Source organism: Vibrio nigripulchritudo, assembly GCF_027924785.1.
Taxonomy (GTDB): domain Bacteria; phylum Pseudomonadota; class Gammaproteobacteria; order Enterobacterales; family Vibrionaceae; genus Vibrio; species Vibrio nigripulchritudo.
In genome coordinates, this window is sequence record NZ_AP027049.1 from 2,196,411 (window position 1) to 2,219,097 (window position 22,687).

Annotated in this window: 19 protein-coding genes and 1 pseudogene; 9 read left to right on the forward strand and 11 right to left on the reverse strand. The window is 46.2% G+C overall.

Features of this window, described 5'->3' with window-relative positions; all coding sequences use genetic code 11:
* Nucleotides 1-24 precede the first annotated feature (24 nt).
* The 6 genes and pseudogenes from QMG91_RS10090 to QMG91_RS10115 all read left to right on the forward strand — a co-directional run.
* Nucleotides 25-756, forward strand: a pseudogene (locus QMG91_RS10090) (ABC transporter permease); the annotation flags it as partial.
* Nucleotides 757-831: 75 nt separating this feature from the next.
* The gene (locus QMG91_RS10095) at nt 832-1,779 is read left to right on the forward strand and encodes an ABC transporter substrate-binding protein (protein WP_004408386.1); all 948 of its coding nucleotides are present in this window, start codon (nt 832-834) and stop codon (nt 1,777-1,779) included.
* A 12-nt stretch (nt 1,780-1,791) separates the two neighbouring features.
* Entirely contained in the window at nt 1,792-2,469 is a 678-nt protein-coding gene (gene tenA / locus QMG91_RS10100) for a thiaminase II (protein ID WP_200765529.1), read from the forward strand.
* Nucleotides 2,466-3,251, forward strand: a complete 786-nt coding sequence (gene thiM, locus QMG91_RS10105; protein WP_281826212.1) for a hydroxyethylthiazole kinase — start codon at nt 2,466-2,468, stop codon at nt 3,249-3,251. The genes tenA and thiM overlap by 4 nt, the downstream gene beginning before the upstream one ends.
* 71 nt (nt 3,252-3,322) lie before the next feature.
* The gene (gene thiE, locus QMG91_RS10110; RefSeq protein ID WP_281826213.1) at nt 3,323-3,952 is read left to right on the forward strand and encodes a thiamine phosphate synthase; all 630 of its coding nucleotides are present in this window, start codon (nt 3,323-3,325) and stop codon (nt 3,950-3,952) included.
* A 137-nt stretch (nt 3,953-4,089) separates the two neighbouring features.
* Nucleotides 4,090-6,027 carry a tetratricopeptide repeat-containing diguanylate cyclase gene (locus QMG91_RS10115; protein ID WP_281826214.1) on the forward strand — a complete coding sequence of 646 codons (1,938 nt, stop codon included), beginning with the start codon at nt 4,090-4,092 and terminating at the stop codon, nt 6,025-6,027.
* Between the two features lie 22 nt (nt 6,028-6,049).
* Here QMG91_RS10115 and QMG91_RS10120 read toward each other — a convergent pair whose 3' ends face one another.
* The 4 genes from QMG91_RS10120 to QMG91_RS10135 all read right to left on the reverse strand — a co-directional run bounded on the left by QMG91_RS10120 (nt 6,050) and on the right by QMG91_RS10135 (nt 10,954).
* Nucleotides 6,050-6,982 carry a class I SAM-dependent methyltransferase gene (locus tag QMG91_RS10120; protein WP_281826215.1) on the reverse strand — a complete coding sequence of 311 codons (933 nt, stop codon included), beginning with the start codon at nt 6,980-6,982 and terminating at the stop codon, nt 6,050-6,052.
* Nucleotides 6,979-7,677 (reverse strand): TIGR01621 family pseudouridine synthase, encoded by a 699-nt coding sequence (locus QMG91_RS10125; RefSeq protein ID WP_281826216.1) that lies wholly within the window; start codon nt 7,675-7,677, stop codon nt 6,979-6,981. The genes QMG91_RS10120 and QMG91_RS10125 overlap by 4 nt, the downstream gene beginning before the upstream one ends.
* A gap of 77 nt (nt 7,678-7,754) precedes the next feature.
* Nucleotides 7,755-9,374, reverse strand: a complete 1,620-nt coding sequence (locus QMG91_RS10130) for a methyl-accepting chemotaxis protein (protein WP_281826217.1) — start codon at nt 9,372-9,374, stop codon at nt 7,755-7,757.
* Between the two features lie 245 nt (nt 9,375-9,619).
* Entirely contained in the window at nt 9,620-10,954 is a 1,335-nt protein-coding gene (locus tag QMG91_RS10135) for a sodium-dependent transporter (RefSeq protein WP_281826218.1), read from the reverse strand.
* 399 nt (nt 10,955-11,353) lie between these two features.
* Here QMG91_RS10135 and cls point away from each other — a divergent pair, with 399 nt between their 5' ends.
* Together cls and QMG91_RS10145 are read left to right on the forward strand one after the other, a co-directional pair.
* The gene (gene cls, locus QMG91_RS10140; RefSeq protein WP_004408374.1) at nt 11,354-12,808 is read left to right on the forward strand and encodes a cardiolipin synthase; all 1,455 of its coding nucleotides are present in this window, start codon (nt 11,354-11,356) and stop codon (nt 12,806-12,808) included.
* A 77-nt stretch (nt 12,809-12,885) separates the two neighbouring features.
* Nucleotides 12,886-14,094: a cystathionine beta-lyase gene (locus QMG91_RS10145; RefSeq protein WP_022550429.1), complete on the forward strand. Its 1,209-nt coding sequence runs from the start codon at nt 12,886-12,888 to the stop codon at nt 14,092-14,094.
* Between the two features lie 47 nt (nt 14,095-14,141).
* Here the strand turns inward: QMG91_RS10145 and QMG91_RS10150 are convergent, their stop codons facing one another.
* The 7 genes from QMG91_RS10150 to pspA form a co-directional block, all read right to left on the reverse strand.
* Nucleotides 14,142-14,705 carry a DNA-3-methyladenine glycosylase I gene (locus QMG91_RS10150; RefSeq protein ID WP_281826222.1) on the reverse strand — a complete coding sequence of 188 codons (564 nt, stop codon included), beginning with the start codon at nt 14,703-14,705 and terminating at the stop codon, nt 14,142-14,144.
* Between the two features lie 68 nt (nt 14,706-14,773).
* The gene (locus QMG91_RS10155; RefSeq protein WP_281826225.1) at nt 14,774-17,866 is read right to left on the reverse strand and encodes an efflux RND transporter permease subunit; all 3,093 of its coding nucleotides are present in this window, start codon (nt 17,864-17,866) and stop codon (nt 14,774-14,776) included.
* Nucleotides 17,863-18,942: an efflux RND transporter periplasmic adaptor subunit gene (locus tag QMG91_RS10160; protein ID WP_281826227.1), complete on the reverse strand. Its 1,080-nt coding sequence runs from the start codon at nt 18,940-18,942 to the stop codon at nt 17,863-17,865. Before QMG91_RS10160 ends, QMG91_RS10155 begins: the two co-directional genes overlap by 4 nt.
* Before the next feature lies 1 nt (nt 18,943).
* Nucleotides 18,944-19,978, reverse strand: coding sequence for an efflux RND transporter periplasmic adaptor subunit (locus tag QMG91_RS10165; protein ID WP_004408369.1), 1,035 nt, complete (start codon nt 19,976-19,978; stop codon nt 18,944-18,946).
* Nucleotides 19,979-20,110: 132 nt separating this feature from the next.
* Complete coding sequence (pspC, locus tag QMG91_RS10170) at nt 20,111-20,500, reverse strand: envelope stress response membrane protein PspC (protein ID WP_004408368.1); 390 nt, start codon at nt 20,498-20,500, stop codon at nt 20,111-20,113.
* Nucleotides 20,497-20,727, reverse strand: a complete 231-nt coding sequence (pspB, locus tag QMG91_RS10175) for an envelope stress response membrane protein PspB (protein ID WP_004408366.1) — start codon at nt 20,725-20,727, stop codon at nt 20,497-20,499. The genes pspC and pspB overlap by 4 nt, the downstream gene beginning before the upstream one ends.
* A 20-nt stretch (nt 20,728-20,747) precedes the next feature.
* On the reverse strand, nt 20,748-21,419 hold the full coding sequence (gene pspA / locus QMG91_RS10180; RefSeq protein WP_022592416.1) for a phage shock protein PspA: 672 nt from the start codon (nt 21,417-21,419) through the stop codon (nt 20,748-20,750).
* 178 nt (nt 21,420-21,597) lie between these two features.
* Between pspA and pspF the strand changes: the two genes are divergently transcribed.
* On the forward strand, nt 21,598-22,608 hold the full coding sequence (gene pspF, locus QMG91_RS10185) for a phage shock protein operon transcriptional activator (protein WP_281826232.1): 1,011 nt from the start codon (nt 21,598-21,600) through the stop codon (nt 22,606-22,608).
* Nucleotides 22,609-22,687 lie beyond the last annotated feature (79 nt).

A 22,687-nucleotide genomic window follows, 5' to 3' on the forward strand; every position in this document is an offset into this window, starting at 1 on the left:
AAGCGAAGCGAGAAAATTTCCTTCCCTCTCCTGCGCGTGATCATTAGTGCGTCGGTGATGATTGGGTTGTGGCAGGCAATTGTGGTGATATTCGACATGCCGGCTTTTATATTGCCAGCCCCGTTTGATGTCTTTGAGCGCCTGATTCAGCGTCAGGATGTGTTGCTCAAACACACCTGGGTCACGGCTCAGGAAATCTTGCTTGGTCTGCTTCTCGGCTTGTCAATGGGGCTGATCTTTGCCCTGCAAATGCTGATGTTCAACCCCCTTAAACGTTGGTTGTTGCCAATTCTTATCGCCAGTCAGGCAATTCCGGTGTTTGCGATTGCCCCTGTTTTAATGCTCTGGCTTGGGTATGGCATTACCTCCAAAGTCGTGATGGCAGCCATCATCATCTTCTTCCCTGTCACGACCTGTTGTTACGACGGTTTACGCAACACCCCAACAGGCTATCTGGATCTGGCGAAAACCATGGGTGCAACGAAATGGGAAACCCTTCGTCATATCCAGCTACCCGCTTCGCTACCAACTCTGGCTTCAGGAATCCGAGTTGCGGTTGTTGTGGCTCCGATTGGAGCAGTTTGTGGCGAATGGGTAGGTTCAAGCGAAGGGCTTGGGTATCTGATGTTGCAGGCGAATGCCCGCATGATGATCGACGAAATGTTCGCGGCGCTCTTTATTTTATCCGCTTTGTCTGTGTCGCTGTATTTTGCAGCAGACGAAGCACTTAAAAGACTTATCCCTTGGGAAAAGTAATCACACTTTCAATAGGAATGATCTATAGGGTCTGTTGACCTGGAAATCAATCAGCGATTTAAAAAGGAAAATATTGTGAAAAAGAAGACCATTTTCAGTGCTATTGCACTTGCTGCCTCAGCGGTTACTTTTAATGTAACTGCGGAAGAAAAGAAACTGACTCTGATGCTGGACTGGTTCGTTAACCCGAACCACGGCCCGATCGTCATCGCTAAAGAACGCGGTTACTTTAAGGAAGAAGGCATTACGGTAAACGTTCAGGAACCTGCTGACCCAAGCACACCACCAAAACTGGTTGCAGCGAATAAAGTTGATCTGGCGATTTCTTACCAGCCAAACCTGACTATTGACGTTGCTGCTGGCTTGCCACTGATTCGTTCAGCAACACTGGTTGCAACACCACTGAATACGCTGACGGTTCTGAAAGGCAAGGTAAACAACCTGTCTGAACTTAAAGGCAAAAAAATTGGTATCGCTATCGCAGGCAATGAAGAAGCCACCATTGGCACTATGCTGAACACTCACAACGTTGACTACAAAGACGTAGAAATCATCAATGTTGGCTGGGCGCTGTCATCATCACTTGCTTCTGGCAAAGTCGACGCTATCTGGGGTGGTTTCCGTAACTTCGAAAGCAACCAGTTGGCTCTTGAAGGTTACGATGCAAAAGCTTTCTTCCCGGAAGAGCATGGCGTACCTACTTACGACGAACTGGTATTCGTTGCTAACGCCAAAACGCACGACAAAGAAGCCATCAAAGCGTTTAATCGCGCTCTGGAAAAAGCGACAACCTACATCGTTAACCACCCTCAGCAATCGTGGAAAGAGTTTGTTGCCTACTCGCCAGACACACTGAACAACGAGCTGAACAAACGCGCTTGGAACGACACTCTGACTCGTTTTGCACTTCGTCCTTCAGCTGTCGACCACAAACGCTATGACGATTACGCTCAGTTCATGTACGACCAGAAGATCATTGAGACACTACCAAAAGCAGTGGACTACATTCCAAACTTCAACTGATCGAGGCTTACTATGAATCATCAAGATCTCATTAATGCGTGCCGAAGTGACTGGGAAGACTACACTCAGCATGAGTTTGTAAAGCAGTTGGCAGACGGGTCACTGGAACAGCCTTGCTATCTTCATTATTTGAAGCAAGATTTTCTGTTCTTAAAACACTACGCCCGTGCTTACGCGCTTGCAATATACAAAGCAAAAACGCTGGAAGACATGCGCGACGCATTGCCTAGTGTTCACGCCCTTTTGGATTCTGAAATCGCTCACCACGTGGAATACTGTCAGAACTGGGGATTAACAGAAGCGGATCTGGAAGCTGAACCGGAAGACTTCGGTACAGTGGCTTACACCCGATACGTTTTGGATGCTGGCATGATGGGTGATCTGGTCGATCTTTATGCCGCATTGGCTCCTTGCTCTATCGGCTATGCTGAAATCGGCAAACAGCTCCTGAATGACCCGAACACCAAGCTAGAAGGTAACCCTTACGCAAGCTGGATTAAGCTTTACGGCGGCGAAGAGTTTCAGCAAAGCGTGGCACAAGGCGTGAAAACCATCGACAAACTGTTAGCTGAAGTGGAACTTAACAGCCCACGAGGCAAGCACATTATCGACGTTTTCAGAACCGCAACACGAATGGAAGTTGCATTCTGGCAACAGGGACTGAACGCTATCAAGGAAGGTAAAGTATGAACAAGCAATCTATTGCTGAACTGCTCACCAAAGTCAGAGAAAACAAACCGCTCGTCGTCAATGTCACCAACTACGTGGTGATGAACAATACGGCAAACGCACTGCTTTCTGTGGGCGCTTCACCTATTATGGCGCACTCTCGTGAAGAGATGGCAGAAATGATGAGCTTTGCAGGCGCGCTTGTCATCAACATTGGTACGCTGGATTCTCAGTGGTTGCCTAGAATGGAATTTGCGGTTGAGCAAGCAAACAAAAATGGCAAGCCCGTCGTGCTAGACCCAGTAGGATGTGGTGCAAGTGCTATCAGAACTAAAGCCTCCAGAGATATTGCCAAAGCAGCCGACAGCCTGATCATTCGTGGCAATGCTTCTGAAGTCATTGCGCTGGCTGGTGAACAGGCTCAGAGCAAAGGCGTCGATGCGCTGGACAGCAGCGATGCTGCTTTAGGAGCGGCAAAGTTCCTTTCTGAAGAGTATCAGTGTTCAGTGGTGGTATCCGGGGCTACCGATTACATCGTAAGTGCAGGTGAAGTAGTGTCGCTGGCAAATGGACACGAAATGATGCCCTATGTGACCGGAATGGGGTGCACATTGAGTGCGCTTACAGGTGCATTTGCTGCCATTGGTGACAACAGTGGTGTTGCGGCAGCGGCGGTATTAGGTGTAGCTGGTGAAATAGCAGCAGAACAAGCGAAAGGTCCTGGTAGCCTTCAACTGGAACTGATTGATGTACTCTATCTGTTAGATGAAAAAGTTCTGGTTGAACGCCTGAATATCTCCTAAAAACAAACGCTGCTTCGAGCAGCGTTTTTGTTTGAGCCACACAAAGACAACTTACCTAAGAAGGAAACCCAATGAACCCATATCCACTCTATCTGGTTACCGATGACAGACAAGACTTAGACACGTTCTGTCATGTGGTTGAACAGGCAGCCAAAGGCGGCGTAACCATGATTCAGGTTCGAGAAAAGCATGGTGACGTTCAGGCATTCATTGAACGAGCAGCTCGCGCCAAATCTATCCTTGAGGGGACCAATATTCCTCTTATTATCAATGATCGCGTTGACGTGGCTCTGGCGGTCGATGCGGATGGCGTCCACCTTGGGCAATCGGATATGCCAGCCGAAATCGCACGAAAATTGATAGGTGATAATAAAATTTTAGGGTTATCAGTAGAAAACGAAGCTCAGTTGGAAGAGGCAAAATCCCTTCCCGTCGACTATCTTGGTGTTAGTGCCATTTTCTCAACGCCAACCAAAACGGATATCAAACGTGAATGGGGAATCGACGGGCTTGCTTACGCTGTCCGCACCAGTCCTTTTCCTACGGTGGCTATTGGTGGCATTAACCACACCAACTTGTCGGACGTATTGGGCACTGGTGTTAACGGCATTGCGTTAGTTTCGGCTATTTGTCAGGCGGAAGATCCAAAGTCGGCGTCCGAATCATTACTTAAAAGCATCAAGCTATGCCAAAACCAATAAGCCGATGAAGGTTGATCAATTACCGTACAATATCACCAAAAACACTGTAAAAAGCCAACATACCGTGTGCAATGTTGTAAGAGTAAAGCTCGCATAGTAACATTTCACCGCTTTGAAACTGTGGGAGCTCTTGGTCAATGAGAAAAAGTGTGTTGTTCTTTCTAGCCTGCATAGGGCTGGTGATCCTGAGCGTACTCACAGCATATGTCGTGTTGTTCGAGCCGAGTATCAAAGACATACGTGGAGCTCAGGTCAAAGCATTTAACCCAGAAGACACACTTGCGAATACTGAGAATGGTCGCGAAATTTTAAGGATTCGCAAACTCCTTGATGCATCACTAAAAGATGCACAAGCCGAAATGGTTGCTTTCGATAGCAATTCTAAAGCAACACTCACTCCAACAGAGAATGCCTATCGATTGTTTACATTGCGAAGCATTGCAAGCGATAAACATGAACCAGAAGTAGCGAATGAGTATACCCAGAAGTTGTACCAGCTAGCAGAAACTGAAGACCTGCCTTGGTTAACACTGGTCATGATGATAGACAAAAGCACCAACCTCGCCCGTAAAGGCGAGATTCAGGATGCAACTAAACTCATCAACGAGGCAATCAAATACGGAACGGAAAGGCATATCCTTTATCTCCTGCCAAAAGCCCACAACACAGCTGGGTTCCTAAGTAATGCTGACAACCAGTTGATGGATGCACAACGCCATTTCTTACTAGGTATACAGGTCTCAAAAAGAATTGGTGACGACAAACTGCTCGGCACTTTTTACAACAATTTGGGTTTGCTGTACCTGCATATTGAGAAATGGGACAAAGCTTTGGACTTCATGGAGAAAGCGCGTAAAGCTCCTACCCCTCCAGGTAGAGACTTGAACTCATTGCATCAGGTTATTCATTTAAACGAAGCCTATATATACTATCAACTAAACAATCTGGAAAAACTTCGTGAATCGTTTGAGGCAGCTTCCAGGTATTACGATGAAAAAACCAGTAGCCCTCGGCACAACATTCTTCAGATAAAAGGCGAAACGCTCCTTTATATAGCGAACAAACAATACGACAAAACAATAGGAGCCGCTGAACGGTGCCTCGATGCCCCCAAGATCTTTGAATTACCGATACAGCAAGGGCAATGTCAGCTAATTAAATCAAAAGCGCTTCTGGAGCAAAACCAATATCAAAAAGCGCTCTATGGGGTCGAAGACTCCATAGCAACGTTTTCTTCGATCAATCATAAACGCTGGTTAATCAAAGCCTATGAGCAGAAAGCCGACATTCTGGAAGCTTTAGGAGAGACAGACCGCGCGTTGACTATGTACAAGCAATATTACAAGCAAGATAAAGCCCATCTCCTCAGTCAGGTTTACGACTTAGAGCACGCCTTTGTCACCCAGCATATCCGCCAGGAAAAAGAGCTGCTTAATATAGAGAACGAGCTCGCCGCTGCTCAACTGGCAAAAGAAAAGCTCCGATTCCAAATAGCCTGCACCTGGATTTTGATTGCCGCTATCACCATCATCTACGCATTCAGAAAAACATCTCACGTACAGAATAAAAACGCAGAGCTGCAAAACCTTTCTTTTGTCGACGAACTGACCACACTGCACAATCGACGCTATTACACACAGCAACTAGAAACCTGTCAGGAAATCGATGGGGAAATTGGCTATCGCATTGCCCTGTTTGATTTGGACAATTTCAAATCTGTTAACGATACGCATGGTCACGATGTGGGTGATGAAGTTCTGGTTGAGACAGCTAGCCGGCTAAAAGAGCTGGTTTCAAATACCGAAATGCTGATTCGCTGGGGAGGGGAAGAGTTTTTGGTATTGATGCGCGATGACGAACACATTGGCACTCGCGTAGACGCAATGCTCGATGCCATAGGGCTAACCGCATTCAGTACTCAGGCAGGACCACTCAACATTACCGCCTCTATCGGCGTGAGTCCGGTCGCCCTGCCCGCTTCACTTGCTCAAGACGATGGTTTCTTTCGCAAGGCTGATCAGAATCTTTATGAGGCTAAACGCTCAGGAAAGAACCGAGCAATTTTTCCAAATTAAAGCCTTTTTTGAAGGCACTCTTTTAAGAAAAAACGAGTGCTTTCAGGCTTGCATTTTCGTCTTTATCTTTGAATTCTGATGGATTTTCCAGTCGATACTGAAACGCCAGTTCTGGTGCCTCAGCTTTCATTCCATCAATCAAAAATTCAGGTGTTACGCTTGGTGAATTCACACAAGCCAGAACCTCACCATTGTCTGTAAGCAGACTTGGTAATCGACGCAATATCTTCTGGTAATCTTTGGTCAGGGCAAAACTGCCTTTCTGAAACGATGGCGGGTCAATTACGATCAGATCATAGGGTCCATTCTTTTTGATTTTCCCCCACGACTTAAAAATGTCATGCCCCATAAACGATACCGCGTTAACGTTGTGTCCGTTCAGTTTGTGATTGTCTCTACCCCGACTCAGGCTTGATTTCGCCATGTCGACATTGACTACTTTATCTGCTCCACCTTCAATGGCAGCGACAGAAAACCCACAGGTGTAGGCAAACAGATTAAGAACAGTTTTATTGCTCGCTCTCTCCCGAACCCAGTCACGCCCATTTCTCATATCCAGAAAAAGACCGAAGTTTTGATTCTTTCCCAGTTCGAGCTGGTATTTCAGACCCGACTCAATCACAACAGGTCTTAAATTTGGTTCTCCCAGAATACTTTCAAATGGCGCCCCATCCTGATATCTGTGTTGCAACAAAATGTTTGATAAGCCACGTGATTTTGCGGTATCACTCTGGCTAAACGTGATAAGCCCGCTTTTCAGATGAGTCAGAAACTCTTCATCCACTGGCTTAAACAAGTTAACAACGAGCTGCCCCTGTAACCAGTCAACTGTGAGTTGCTCTAACCCTTCCCAGCAGCGCCCGCGACCATGAAATAATCGACGAATTTCGTCTGGTACATTTGAAAGAGCCGAGTCTAACTCGACCCAAAGTAAATCTAATGCTTGTTTGTTCATTTTGTTCTCACACCCGGCCAATTCAGTTGCCAGGGTTTATTCCAGAGTTCTAGCGAGTTGCGCACGGCTTCTGTCTGCCAATGCTCGCCCAGTCCTCTCATTTCTATAGGATTACAGACAAACTCAAATGGCTGACTTTTGTGTTCAAACCTTAACGCAAAGGCGTGAAGATAGCCTCTGTCTGCATGTGATGAGGGATTATAAATGTCATCGCCCAGAATGGGAGAGCCGACCGATTTCAGGGCTACACGGATTTGGTGTGTCTTTCCAGTGTGCGGTTTGCAAAGGAAGACCCTTTGACCAGGCTCGCCAGCATGAGAGAAAAACTGCGTAATGGCCGGGTTAGACGTTTGGCTGGTGAGCTTCCAGGAAGCGCGTCTGGAACGCTCCATATCTCCCATTACCATACCCTGCTTCTTTTTTGGCTTTTTAGAACCAATTGCGAGGTAGTATTTCTCAACGTTTCGGTTGGCAAACAGTTCCGATAACTCCCGAGCCGCTTGCGAACTTCGTCCTACAATCAGAAGCCCCGAAGTCATTTTGTCTAATCTATGAATCAGATAGAGCTGAGTATCGCCAGTGACTTTACACATCTCAGTCAGCAAGGCTGTATCATCATCGTCTTTGTGAACGCTGATACCTTGGTGTTTATTGATGATGTAGAAATCGGGATGAGTATAGAGGATGTCAAACATAAATGGCTCCTTCGCAGGCGCGGAATTATAACGCCTAATGCAGAAGAAGCCATTGTTTATAAAGGTTAGTACTGGTTTTACGCGATCTTAAATTTAGAAACCAAGTCTTTAAGCTCGTCTACGCGCTGAGTAAGCCCGCTCACATCGTGTGAACTTCGTTCGACCAACTCCAGTGAACGTGCCGAGATATCATTGATGGTATTGATGTCGTTGGCAATTTCCTGTGTAACCGCGGTTTGCTCTTCTGTCGCAGTAGCAATCGAAGCAATCATGCCCTGAACCTGAGTTGCACTGGATACGATTTGATCCAACGCCGCACCTGCTCCAGCACTTTGTTCAACGCCCTTCTCAACCAATTCAACGCTTTCAGAGGTTGAACCCATGACTTTCTGAGTGCCTTGCTGAATCGCCTGAATGATCTCTGATACTTCTTGAGTCGCTTGAGTAGTACGTTCTGCCAAGGCGCGAACTTCATCGGCCACCACGGCAAAGCCACGACCAGATTCACCCGCACGCGCCGCTTCGATAGCCGCATTCAGAGCCAGCAAGTTGGTTTGCTCTGCAATGCCTTCAATCACCTTGATAACACTGCCAATTTGTTCACCGTGGTCATTGAGCTCACGCATACTTACCGACATTTCAGCCATTTGTGTCGATGCTTTTTCTATGCTGCCAACCATTTCCAGAATCACACCACGACCGCTTTCCGCTGCATCGCCCGATTGAGAAGCACTTTCCGCCGTCGCAACACTCTGCTGCGCCACTTCACCAATGGTTAACGTCAGTTCTTCTGATGCTGTTGAAATAAGGCTGGCTTTATCAGCCTGCTCTGCAGCACCATGTGTAATAGACGTCGTTACTTCGGACAAATCCGTGGTTACGCTGTTCACCTGATCGCTCACCTCGCAAATAGAGGTCAGAAGCGTTTTCAGTGAATCTTGCATCGCATAAATCGATTTCGCCAGGTTAGCCAGCTCATCACCCGAGTTATCAACAATCTGATCAGACGTCAGGTCACCTTCCGCAATGCTTTTCGCAACTACTTCTAGTTTCTCAATTCGATTTGTCAGAGACGCCGACAAACGGTAAGCAATAACAATGGCAATCAGTGAACCGACAACCAATAAACCAATCATGGTCTGGCTCATGGTAGAAAGGGCAGAGTTCAGAACATTTAGTCCCGTCTCAACATCACTTTTTTCCGCTGCGGATTCACGATCAAGCATTTTTTCCATCGGCACCATAGTTCTGGCATCGATAGACATCTTTTGCTGATAAAGCTCTCTCATCTCATCAGCACTCAAAGACGAGCCAGATTGCTTGAATAGCTTCTCCAGTTCTCGCGCATAATCTTCACCGTAAGATCGAATTTGGCGAACGGTGTTTTTGGCTTCTGCTGAACTTTCGATTTGCGCAAGGCTATTAAGAGCAGTCTGGAACTGTCCGTAGTTTTTCTTAAAGTCCCCTTTTGCAGATTCATCGCCCAGAATGGCTCGTAGCGCATCTCTTTGCATGTCGCCTGACTCATCAATCAGTGTGAGGTAAAGCTCCATACCAGGTACATCATCAGTTCGAATGGTGTTTTCCAGCTCATGCGCTGACTTCACCTGAAAAAAGACAACGATTACCGAAATCGCCATCAGCAAAATGATGCTCCCAAAAGCAGCAGCCAATTTTTGTTTGACTGATAAATTCATACAACAACCTCACGAACCAGTCTGCTAACGAGACCGGTATTGAAAAAACTCATAGAAAATGAACTAGTATCAAAAGTGATACTGTAAGTTCAACTCAGGGGTGAAATAAAGGAGATTTCCTACAATCTTGTTAGCATTTATTAAGCAACAATATGCCATACGTTTAGTATGGAAACACAAAAAAGCCCTAGAGACTAGGGCTGGAGTGTTAATTTTTAATAGTTTTATTAGTAATCAGTTAAGTTCTACGCGAAGAAGACCATTAACATCAGTACTGGGCACACTATGCGAACGTAAAGAGGCCAGATTTTCCAGAACAGAGAATTTTCTACATCAGGGTAGCCCTGACGAATTTCCTCTAGAACCTTATTTCTATGCCAAATCCATCCTACAAGTAGTGCCCAAACTAAGCCCAGTATCGGCTGTGCATACACTGTCGTAAGCTGTACCACAAAACCAAACAGTGAGCCGAAATTCAGAACGATAATCGCTGAAATTACCGTAATTACTCCACCTATCCATATAACGGCAGCAGTACGGGTTTGCTTTAATTCTTCTATCGCACATGCGACGGGTACCTCAAGCATTGAGATTGAGGAAGTAAGCGCAGCAATGATCATCAGGGCAAAAAACATCATGCTTGCCGCAATGCCAACACTGCCCATCGTATCGAACATTGCAGGTAAAACGGTGAACACCAAAGTATCTGAACTGAGCAGCGCTCCGGTTTCATCGAATATTTGAACGCCGTGATTTTTTGCAACAAACATTGCTGGTAAAACCAGTAAGCCTGCACAGATTGCAATACCTGTATCGACCAGAGAAACCTGAACCGCCGTTTTTGGAATATTGGTATCTTTCCTTAGGTAAGAGCCATAGACCATCATGGTGGCAACACCAAGAGACAATGAGAAGAACGCCTGTCCCATCGCGCTAACCAGAAGATCCGAATCAAAGTAAGAAAAATCGGGGATCAGGTACATTTCTAACCCTTCTGACGCACCTTCTTGAGTCAGGATGTATCCAATCATCACAATGAACAGTACAAACAGCACTGGCATTAGGCGAGTTGACCAGCGCTCAATACCGTCTGCAACGCCACTTCTTACCACGTACATGGTTGCAATCATAAAGATGACCATGAGAACAAGGTTGCGTGAATCTCCAAAGCTCGTCAGCCACTGAGATGCTTCATTCATTCCGACAATTTCCAGTGCACTTCCTGCAAATTCACCAAACAACCAACCCGCAATGATGGCGTAAAAACTGAGGATAAGAGAGACTGCCGTCATTGCTGCAATACCTAAAAGCGCAGCGCCTATTTTGCCTTTTGGCCAAACAGATTTAAGTGACTGAATTGGGTTGGATTGACCGTATCGTCCAATGGTGAGCTCTGCTATCAGCATTGGACACGCCAGAACAAATACCATGATCAAGTAAGTGATCAGAAATACTGCACCACCATTACTTGCTGCTTGAGTAGGGAAACCCCAGATATTACCAAGTCCGACAGCACTGCCTGCTGCCGCCATGATGAACCCAAGTTTTGAGGAAAACTGGGCACGTGATGTTGTTGCCATATATTACCGCCTGGTTTGAACATGGGCGTACAAAATAATTTACACCCAACTTAGTTCTTATTTTCTTTTCAATGATGGCAAGTAAAACAGTTTGCAATTAAAATTGGAAGCGCGCGCAGCCTAATTTATTAACAACACCCTCAACACAAGCACCGATCGCTGCTTTTTTATTCAATCCAAGTTGAATTCTCCATTCATTTTCCCAAAAGCTGCATATTTCACTCTGTAGATTCTGCTACGTTTGATTCGTGTTTAGAAAATAAAGCGCCATTCGGTAAAATTTGGGCTATTCCACCAATTTCTCATTCTTAATAGTCATATCTGACCAGCAATCATTTCTTCTTAAGCTCTTGTTGTTTATAGTTAAGCTATCTTTATCGCTCTTACCTTCTGGGGAAAATGGAAAAGTTCTATCAGTTTGTTGCTCTATTTGGGTTGGTCGCTTACTGGGTTCTCGTGGCCGGGGTAACAATACGCGTGGTTCTTAAACGCAGAGCCGTCAGTGTTTCTCTTGCTTGGTTGATGATCATCTATATCATTCCAATTCTCGGCGTAGCGTGCTACTTCCTATTTGGGGAGTTAAACCTAGGCAGAAAAAGAGCCGAACGCGCACAGCGCATGTTCTCTCCATACGAGTACTGGTTCAATCAACTTCACGACTGTCAGGCGCATCTTCCCGAGTTAATGGAAGGTCAGATTTCTCAAATCCACGATCTCTGTTCTAACCGCACGGGCATCCCTGCTTTGTGTGGTAACACTCTCTCACTGCAAACATCTCCTGTAAAAATTCTTCAGTCGGTGATCGAAGATATTCGAAATGCTAAACACCATGTCCGAATGGAGTTTTACATCTGGCACCCCGGAGGTTTGGCAGACTCAGTTGCCTCTGCTTTGATTCAGGCAGCAAAACGCGGCGTTAAGGTGCAGCTACTTCTGGACTCGGCTGGAAGCCATCGTTTCTTCAAAAGTCATTGGAAAGAGATGATGGAAAATGTCGGCATTGAGGTGACGCAAGCTCTTGCCGTGTCTCCAATGCGGGTATTTTTAAGGCGACTGGATCTCAGACAGCACCGAAAAATTATCGTTGTAGACGATGAGATTGCCTACACCGGATCCATGAACATGGTTGACCCTGCGCACTTCAAGCAAGGCGCAGGTGTCGGTCAGTGGATAGATGTCATGGTTCGAATTACCGGACCGACCGTAAACGTCCTTTCCGCTATTCACGCTTGGGATTGGGAAGTGGAGACAGGTTCGCGAGAGCTGCCTATGTTCCCTCAATGCCCGATTGATCGTGAAAACGGCTTGCACCCGATTCAGGTTGTTCCATCTGGTCCCGGAATGCCAGAAAACCTGATTCAGCAAGTTATGGTTCTGTCTATCAATCAGGCGAAGGAATCCGTTCGTATTACCACGCCTTATTTTGTTCCGAGTGAACAATTGCTGGAAACCCTCAAGATGACAGCTCAGCGCGGGGTTAAAGTTCAGCTCATCATTCCTCATCGCAACGACTCAATAATGGTTAAGTGGGCATCCAAAGCGTTTTACAGCGAATTACTGAACTCCGGTATTGAGATATATGAGTTTCATGGCGGACTGCTTCATACCAAATCCGTGGTCATCGACCGACACCATTGCTTAGTAGGCACCGTAAACCTCGATATGAGGAGCCTGTGGCTTAACTTTGAAGTGACACTGGCCGTTGACGATGCAGCCTTCACCAAAGAGCTGTATTGGGTGCAGGAATCTTACATTGAGAACGCACACAAAATCGAATCGGCGACCTGGTCAGAACGCGGTTTCATCCATCGTATCTTCGAACGTGCTTACTTCTTGCTCAGCCCAATTCTTTAAAGGGAAATTTCTCTTGATCTCATGCTGCATAAAATGGTTTAAATAGAACCAAATAGTTATCGGGACAAGGAAAAAGGATGTCTGACAAATACCAGACCAAGTTAGTCACTGCTGGTCGCAGTAAGAAGTGGACAAACGGTGTTGTTAACCCACCAGTTCAACGTGCTTCAACCGTCGTATTTGATACCGTTGCAGAAAAACATCACGCAACAACAAAAAGACAAGAACACACGCTCTTTTATGGTCGTCGGGGCACACACACCCATTTCGCCTTTCAGGAAGCAATGACGGAAGTGGAAGGTGGTGCAGGCTGTGCGCTTTACCCTTGCGGCACGGCGGCTATTACCAGCTCTATCCTTTCCTTCGTCGAATCCGGCGATCATATTTTGATGGTCGACACCTGTTACGAACCTACACGCGACTTCTGTAATGTGATGCTGAAAAAAATGGGCGTAGAAACGACTTACTACGATCCAATGGTAGGCGAAGGCATTCGTGACCTGATTCAGCCAAATACAAAGATTCTTTTTACCGAGTCACCGGGTTCCATCACCATGGAAGTGCAGGATCTCCCTACTCTTTCGCGTATTGCTCATGAACACGATATCGTTGTTATGCTCGATAACACATGGGGAGCAGGTGTAAACCTGTCTCCGTTTGAGCATGGTGTCGACATTTCGATTCAAGCTGCAACGAAGTACATTGTCGGGCACTCAGATGTCATGTTGGGAACAGCGGTGGCAACTGAAAAATACTGGGATCAGCTTCGTGAACAAAGCTATCTGCTGGGTCAGTGTGTTTCTCCTGACGATGCCTACCTTGGCCTTCGTGGTTTGCGAACACTTGATGTGCGTTTGCGCCAACACCACGAAAACAGCATTAAAGTAGCCAATTGGCTCGCTTCACGACCAGAAGTAGACCACGTTCGTCATCCTGCTCTGGAAAGCTGCCCGGGTCACGAATTCTTTAAGCGTGATTTTAAAGGGGCAAACGGCTTGTTCTCATTTGTGCTGAAAACCAGCTACCCACGCGCAACGACCGCTTTACTTGACGGCATGAAACACTTCAGCATGGGTTACTCTTGGGGTGGTTTCGAAAGTCTTATCCTTGCCAATGAACCAAAGAGTTTTAATTACCTGAGAACGATTTCAAACCCGAATTTCGAAGGTACGCTCATTCGTCTGCACATCGGTTTAGAAGACACCGATGATTTGATCGCTGATTTAGAAGCTGGCTTTGAAAGATACAATGCATTGATTCTGGAAAAAGAAGCGTCAAACCAATAATCGAAATATAGAAAAAGAGACCCCCAGCAATTCGCTGGGGGTCTTTTTTAATTCACATTATATCTCGGGCAATCAACCAGATGGTCATTTACCATTCCTACCGCTTGCATAAAGGCATAACAAATGGTCTCGCCAACAAACTTAAATCCTTTCTTCTTCAAGAATTTACTCATCGCTTTTGATTGCTCTGTCGAGACTGGTACCTGATCCATGGTTTTCCAACTGTTGATGAGCGGTTTACCATCGACAAACTGCCATAGTGCTTTTGAAAGTGAGCCATACTCTTTTTGCAGTTCAATGGCTGCACGTGCATTGCTATAGACTGAAGCGATCTTTCCTTTGTGTTTCACCACATCGAAATTTTCAATGATGTGAGACACATTTTCTTCGTCAAAAGTCGCCAGTTTTTCAATATCATAATCTTCAAAGGCGGCGCGGTAACCTTCGCGCTTTTTCAGAATGGTAATCCAGCTCAATCCAGCCTGGGCCCCTTCCAGAGTAATGAATTCAAACAGAACTTTGTCATCATAAACAGGAATGCCCCACTCCGCATCGTGATACTCCCTTTCTAGCTCATGATTCATTGCCCATGCACATGTTGTGTCTGACATAAGTTCTTCCTTCTGTTGCTTTAAAAAACCCGCCAGCTGGCGGGTTTGTTCATTAGAGTTTGTTGATCCTAGTTGTGAACCTTCACCTTATGGAAAAGACGATACAACACAGGCACGACAATAAGTGTCAGTACAGTCGCAAAGCCAAGTCCAAACATGATGGTTACCGCCATTGGTTTAAAGAAAATATCTGGCAGTAGTGGAACCAAACCAAGGATAGTCGTGATCGCTGCCATGCATACTGGACGAACACGACTTAATGCTGCGTCAACAACGGCGACATAAGGGTCCTTGCCTGATTTCATTTCGATCTCTATCTGGTCAAGCAGTACGATACCGTTTTTCAACAACATCCCAGACAGACTCAAGAAACCGAGCAGGGCCATAAAGCCAAACGGTGTGTCGAATAACAGTAGACCACAGGTGACACCAATCACTGCTAATGGAACGGTCAGCCAGACAATCAGTGGCTCTTTCACCGAGTTGAACAGGAAGATGGTGATCAGGAACATGAACAGGTAGCCAAGAGGCATGGTTTTGAACAGAGATTCCTGAGCATCGCGGGAAGATTCATATTCCCCGCCCCACTCAAGGTAGTAGCCAGACGGCATTTCAATCGCTTCGATTTTTTCCATCAAGCGATTTTGTAACGTCGACGCCGTTTCTTCACCGAGAGGATCTGGGTCGGCCATGACCGTTAGCATGCGCTTGCGGTCTTTACGTACGATCAGAGGGTCTTCCCAACGAATGTCGTAGCCCAGAGTCACTTGTTGCAATGGAATGAATTCGCCAAGTGCCGGACTCCAGATCTTCATGCCTTCGATGTTGCGCAGATCCACACGTTCTTCTTCTGGAAGACGGGAGACAATCGGCATCAGAGTAGTACCGTCGCGGTAAACACCGATGTTCTTACCTGAGAAGGACATCATCAGCAGTTCATCGACATCAGACTTGGTAATTCCGTATCGGCGAGCCTGACTTTCGTTGAACACAGGCTCAAGCACCTTAGTGCGTTCACGCCAGTCATGACGGATGTTATGAGCACCATTATCAGCGTTCAATACATCAATCACCTCGGCTGCGATTCGGCGAAGCTCAGTTGGATCGGAACCAACAATACGCGCCTCGATTTTTGCACCGCCACCTGGTCCCAACTCAATACGTTTTAGTTTGTAATTGATTTCAGGGAAGCTGGATTCGATGTAGTCACGGAATTCCGCCATCAGAGGTTCTAGCTCTTCATAGCTTCTTACACGCGTTGTAATTTCGCCGTAGGCGGCATAGGCTTTTTCTGGCGCATAGGTCAGCATAAAGCGTTGCAGACCCTGACCAGCGGTAGTGGTGATGTGTTCGACCGCTTCTTTTTCTTCTAGCCAGTTGGCTAGCACTTTCAACTTGGTGTTGGTTGCACGAATGTCGGTACCTTCCGGCATCCATACATCCACCATAAACATTGGTGTAGTGGAAGACGGGAAGAACGACTGCTTGATTTTAGTGAAGCCGTACAATGACGCGACCAAAGCCACAATAAGAACAATCACGGTTAACCAAGCGCGCTTCATGCAGAACTCTAGGAACCCGCGATAAAGGACAAACACCATACCGTTGTATGGGTCAGAGTGTTCATCATCGCCTTTGGACTTCTGATCTTTGAAGAAGATATCTGCAAAGAATGGGGTCAGGGAAATAGCGGTAAACCAGCTCAACATCAGAGAGATGAGAAGAACGGTAAACAGGGTTCCACAGTATTCACCCGTTGCGTCATCAGAAAGCCCGATAGGCGCAAATGCCGTTACAGCAATCACCGTTGCACCCAGTAATGGCCATTTGGTTTGCGTGACAATATCGGTTGCAGCTTGCAACCTCGTTCGCCCTCGCTGCGTCCCTATGAGTATTCCTTCCACGACGACGATGGCATTATCCACCAGCATACCCAGTGCAATAACCAACGCACCTAGCGAGATTCGCTGCAGATCAATGGCGAAGTACTGCATAAAGATGAATGTACCAAGTACAGTCAACAACAGGATGAGACCAATCAGCAATCCTGAGCGTAACCCCATAAAGAACAGAAGCACGATGATAACAATGGCAACAGCCTGCCCAAGGCTTACAACAAATCCACTGACGGACTTATCCACTTCTTTCGGCTGGCTATAAATCTCAGAAATTTCGATGCCCACTGGTTGCTGGAATTTCAATTCCGCAAGACGACGATCAAAACGCTCGCCCACTTCCACCACGTTAACGCCCTGGCTAAACGATACACCAAGGTTTAGCGCTAAGTGACCGTTGTAGGTGATGATGTTTTTCGGAACATCGATATAGCCACGTTTGATTTCAGCTACATCTCGCAAGAAGATAAGCCCTTGAGCACCACCTTCCGTGAGAATCAAATCGCCTAACTTATCAACGTTTTCAAATTCCCCGGTTGGCTGAATTCGAATGTATTCGTCACCAATCCGGATAGCACCTGCGTCACTTACGGTGTTTTGCGTTGATAGCAGGTTGAATACGGTGTTAGGTGCAATACCCAGCGTGCTCATACGCTTCATGGAAATTTCAATGAAGACCTGCTCTTGTTGCTGACCGGAAACATTAACCTTGCCAACGCCGTCAACTAATTCCAGCTCACGTCGAAGATAATCGACATAATCCAACAGTTCTTTGTAGGTATAACCTTCACCCGTAACCGCGAGCAAAATACCGTACACATCACCAAAGTCATCAATAACCTGAGGCGGATTTACACCCGGCGGAAGCTGAGACTGAATGTCGTTCACTTTACGGCGAAGTTCATCCCAGATCTGCGGTAAATCATCCGGACCATAGTTACTCTTCATGGTCACACTGATTTGTGACAATCCACGTGAAGACGTCGAGTTCACTTCATCCACATAGGTCAGCTGTTGAATTGCTTTTTCTAGTGGGTATGTCACTTCCTCTTCAACCTGAAGCGGTGTCGCTCCGGGATAAGAAGTAATAACCATCGCATCTTTGATGGTAAACGCTGGATCTTCCAGTCTTCCCAAACCAAAGAATGCCGATACACCACCAATCAGGAAGATAAGCGACACCATCCAACTGATCACACGGTTTTTGATAAAGTATGCTGCTACGCCTTTTTCTTCAGGGTTTACAGGCTGGTTAGATTCACTCATTTGCCTGCCTCCTGACTAATCACTTCTACTTTCATGCCATCTCGTAATCGGGCAACACCAGCAATCACTATCTGCTGCCCCTGCTCAAGACCATTCACAATCTGAATTTCGTCAAAGTTGACTTTACCAGTCTCAACTTTCGTCTTTCGAACTTCACCATTATCACCAAGTACCCAGACATACTTGTTGTCGCGAGATAGCTCATCACCATCGGCATTAAATATGGCTTCCACAGGGATACTGATACCACGCTTCAGAGTAAGCCCGGTGTTTTTGCCCTGAGCAGCAACTTCAACGGCCATGCCATCGAGAATAATGCTGTCATCTGGCATAGGCATGGTTAACGTGACGTTGTAAGTGGCCGTTTTTGGATCAGGTTCCGTGGTGTATTCCTTTATCGCCGCTGGGTACTCCACCCCTTCTTTGACCCGAACCATGACCTCAATTTTGGTGACGTCCATATCTTTGGGTTGTTCAACGAACAGGCGATCTGGAATTTGGATGAGTACATCCACCTGATCAAGACTGTGAATGTTCACAATCTGCTGACCTACCTGAATGTTTTCAAATTGATCTACCGCTACACGTGAAATCACACCGGAGATTGGAGCTTTTAGCTGAGTAAAGGACAAATGAAGTTTTGCCAGCTCCAGCTCAGCTAACGCGATTTGACGCTGGGCTGCCAGTTCGTCGAATTGGGATTGAGCTAACAACCCTTTCTTCACCAAAGGCTCTGAGCGGCGATACTGGCTATCGGCGACAGAATATTTAGCCTGAGCATTGTTCACTTTGAGCTGATAATCCGTCGGGTCGAGTTGAGCAATCAACTGACCTTTCTTCACCTTGTCGCCTTCTTTCACAACAAGTTTGCTGATTTCGCCAGACACGCGAAAACTCAATGCGGATTTATCTGCGGCTTCAGCTACGGCCGGGAAGAACATCTGGTCTTGCTGCAACTTCTCACCAAGCTCAATTGCCTTCACCTTAGGTAAAGGTTTATCAGGTGCGACCTCAACCTGACCACATCCGAAAAGAACAGAAGCAGCAAGAAGCGTTAATGGTACTTTCAAATTCATTTTACAGTCCTCGCTCCTTGATCCATTCACGCACTTTCATGCCCTCTTTTAATCCGGAAATGCCAGAGATAACGATTTGATCGCCGTTCTCTAGTCCACTTACAATTTTGTAGCTGTCATCTAGCTCGACCTGAACGGGTTCGACGCTGCCATCTTCTTTCCTTTTCCACACCATAGTTGATCCATTTTCATCAGAGATGGCTGTTGGCGGAATGGTGGTTACTCGACCTTCTGGGATTTCCACCCGAACAACGCCTGACATACCCGGAAGCAAACCGACATCATCCGGTCTTTCCATTACCATGGTCACTTTATAGCTGTTGGTTTTAGGGTCGGCTTCAGTGTCTATCTCCTGAAAAGTCAGCGGGAAAGAGCGATCGTGATAGGTGTCAAATTTCATTTCGGCCGATACCACATCGCCAATGGTGAAACGCCTGAAAAGGTGTTCTGGCAGCTGGAAAACCACTTTCAGAATCTGGTCAGTTTGAATGTTCATCACGCCCTGCTGGGCAGCGACGAATTCAAAATTGTTGGCATTAACAATCGAAATGGTTCCGTTGTAAGGCGCACGAAGCGTGGCATACGAAACGTTCGCTTTTGCCTGATCAAGGCTAGCAAGTGCGGTTTTATGATTGGCTGCCGCTTTATCGAAATCCTGTTCAGAAACAACTTTATCTTTACGCAGTTTTTTAAAACGCAAATATTGTACTTCAGCAAGCTTAAAGTTGGCTTGCGCCTGTTTTAAAAGCTGCTGATATTCATCAGGATTGAGTGTAGCCAGTACATCGCCTTTATTTACACGCTGACTGGCAAAAGCTGGAATAGTCTGCAACTGGCCCGGAACTCGAAATGCCAAAACGGCTTTATCGCCTGCTTCAGACGTCGCTGGAAATTCTCGAACGAGTTGTTGTTGACTAAGGGAGATAGTAAGAAGTTTTGCTGGTCGGGATTCTGGTTCTGGAACAGGAGGTAACTCACGTCCGCATCCAGCCAGAGTTGCTACGGATAGCGCGAGAAAATGAAATTTGAAACGCATAGCGTGTTCATCCATGTTTCGAAACTTGGTAATAACATAGATGAAAACGGATATGCGTTCCAGTTTAAAAATAAGATAAATGTATGAAATCTAACTTCTTGTTTCAGAACTCATTCATACATCTGGCTGACATCAGAGATTCTTGAACTCTCTGTTGACTTTGAAAGCGTCTGACGTGACATACGCTTCCATTTTTTGAAGAGATGATTCGAGCTCAGATAATTCTCTATCAATGTTATGAATCACCTGAGACGGTGTACCACCAGATTGCCAAGGTTTACTCTTCACTTTGTGCTCGAACTGCGATGTCTTCTTTTGCTCAATAAGCACTGGCTTCTTATCTAACATCAAAGCCATTGCGATGTAAGCCAGTACAACAAAGAATCCGAAACCTAATAGCGCGGCGGAAACAACTAAGATTCTGACCAACCAGGTTTCTGCGCCAAAGTACTGAGCTACACCGGCGCAAACGCCGGCTAGCTTTCCATTTTCAGGGTCTTTATACAGGCTCTGTCTACTCATAGATTTTGCCTCCAGTTTGGCGATTCAGCATCCAGAATGCGTTCCAGTGTCTGGACTCTTTGCTGCATCGCTTCTGCCTGACGCGTTAGGGATTGCAGTTTCTCAAAGTCTTCGTCTGACAATCCTTGCGCCGTTTTTCGTTTGCTGCGGTAGTGCAGCACTAGCCATATTGGTGCCACAAAGATTAGAAATACAATCAGTGGGGCGGTGATAAACGCTGCTGACATACAGAGACTCCGTTAGTGAATTACTTGTCTTCTTTATTCTGACCCATTTGCTCTTTCAATTTTGCGAGCTCTTTTTCAATCTCGTCCTGAGCTTGAAGTTCTGCGAACTCTTGATCGAGTGAACGGCCTGTTGAGGTGTAGGTGTCGGCTTCGGCTTCCAGTTCGTCAATTTTACGCTCGTATTGCTCGAACTTTGACATCGCCTCAGCAGTGCGGCTGGTGTGAAGGTGCTTTTGCACATCACGGCGGTTCCCCGCAGCCTGACGACGAATCACCAACGCTTGTTGCTTAGCACGTGTTTCGTTGATTTTCGCCTCAAGTTTGCCGATTTCGCCAGTAAGCTTCTCGATGGTTTCTTCAACCAGCGTCTGTTCTGTATGAAGACCAGCAACCATTTCTTCCAGCTTTTGCTTTTCAATCAACGCTGAGCGAGCCAAGTCTTCACGTTGTTTAGTCAGTGCCAGAGTTGCTTTTTCTTGCCACTCTGAAATTTGACGCTCGACCGATTCAACGCGGCGAGCCAGTTCTTTTTTGTCTGCAATAGCACGAGCAGAGTTAGTGCGAACCTCTACCAATGTGTCTTCCATTTCCTGAATGATCAGTCGAATCATTTTTTCAGGATCTTCAGCTTTATCCAGAAGTGCGCTGATGTTTGAATTCACGATGTCCGCAAAGCGAGAGAAAATACCCATAATTGATCTCCTGTTATGTGACTGTTCAACTTGGTATGGTTTCTTTAATACACAATGCGTGCCAACTTTTATTTATTTTAAATACAACAAGTTAGCTGGAAATCATTTTTTATACTGAGTATGCTATGATAATTCACACCAACACTTGGTAAAATTTACCACACCTAAGGAAAATCTCGTGAAGCAGCAGAATCTCATCGGTGAATCCCCTTCCTTTTTATCCGTTCTGGACAAAGTATCGCGCCTTGCTCCAATTGAAAGACCTGTACTGGTACTCGGTGAACGAGGAACGGGTAAAGAGCTGATCGCTCAGCGCTTACATTACCTATCCAGACGTTGGGATCAGCCTTTAGTATCCATGAACTGCTCCACTTTAAGCGAAGGTTTGATAGATTCCGAGCTGTTCGGTCACGAAGCGGGATCTTTCACAGGTTCCAAAGGCAAACATCAAGGTCGATTTGAGCGTGCGGAAGGCGGTTCTCTGTTTATGGATGAACTGGCTACTGCCCCCCTTTCCGTTCAGGAAAAGCTGCTTCGGGTCATTGAATACGGTGAATACGAGCGCGTCGGCGGCACTCGGACACTCTCTGCTAATGTAAGGTTGATTTGTGCAACCAATGCCAACCTGCCAGAAATGGCAGACAATGGTGAATTCAGAGCCGACTTGCTCGACAGACTGGCATTTGATGTTGTTCATATTCCACCTTTACGCCAACGGAAAGAAGATATTCTGCTTCTGGCGGAGCACTATGCCATTAAGATGTGCCGGGAGTTATCGTTGCCTATGTTCGTAGGCTTTACGACCAATGCTGTTGGTTCGCTCCTTGAATACCAATGGCCAGGTAATGTTCGAGAGCTTAAGAATGTGATTGAGAGAGCGGTATATCAGCAGGGTGCTGGCGAAGAACCAATTGATGAACTGGTCTTCAATCCTTTTGGCAACGACTGGTCTGAAATCAATTCCGGTATAACTGAGCCTACTGAACTTAACGCCTCCTCTGCTGCCGATATTCAATTCCCTATCGACTACAAGAAATGGCAAGAAGAGCAGGACTTAATTTTGCTCAATAAAGTGCTTCATGAATCCAAACATAATCAAAGACAAGCGGCGAAAATGCTGGGCTTGAGCTACCATCAGTTAAGGGGAATGCTGAGAAAGTACAATCTTGTAGGTCAGCAAGCCGAATAAACCTGTGCGATGATTCTCATTTGCCCCTTCGGATTCAGACTAATTGTTTGGTCTGACAAGTAAAAAATGTTAGATTAGC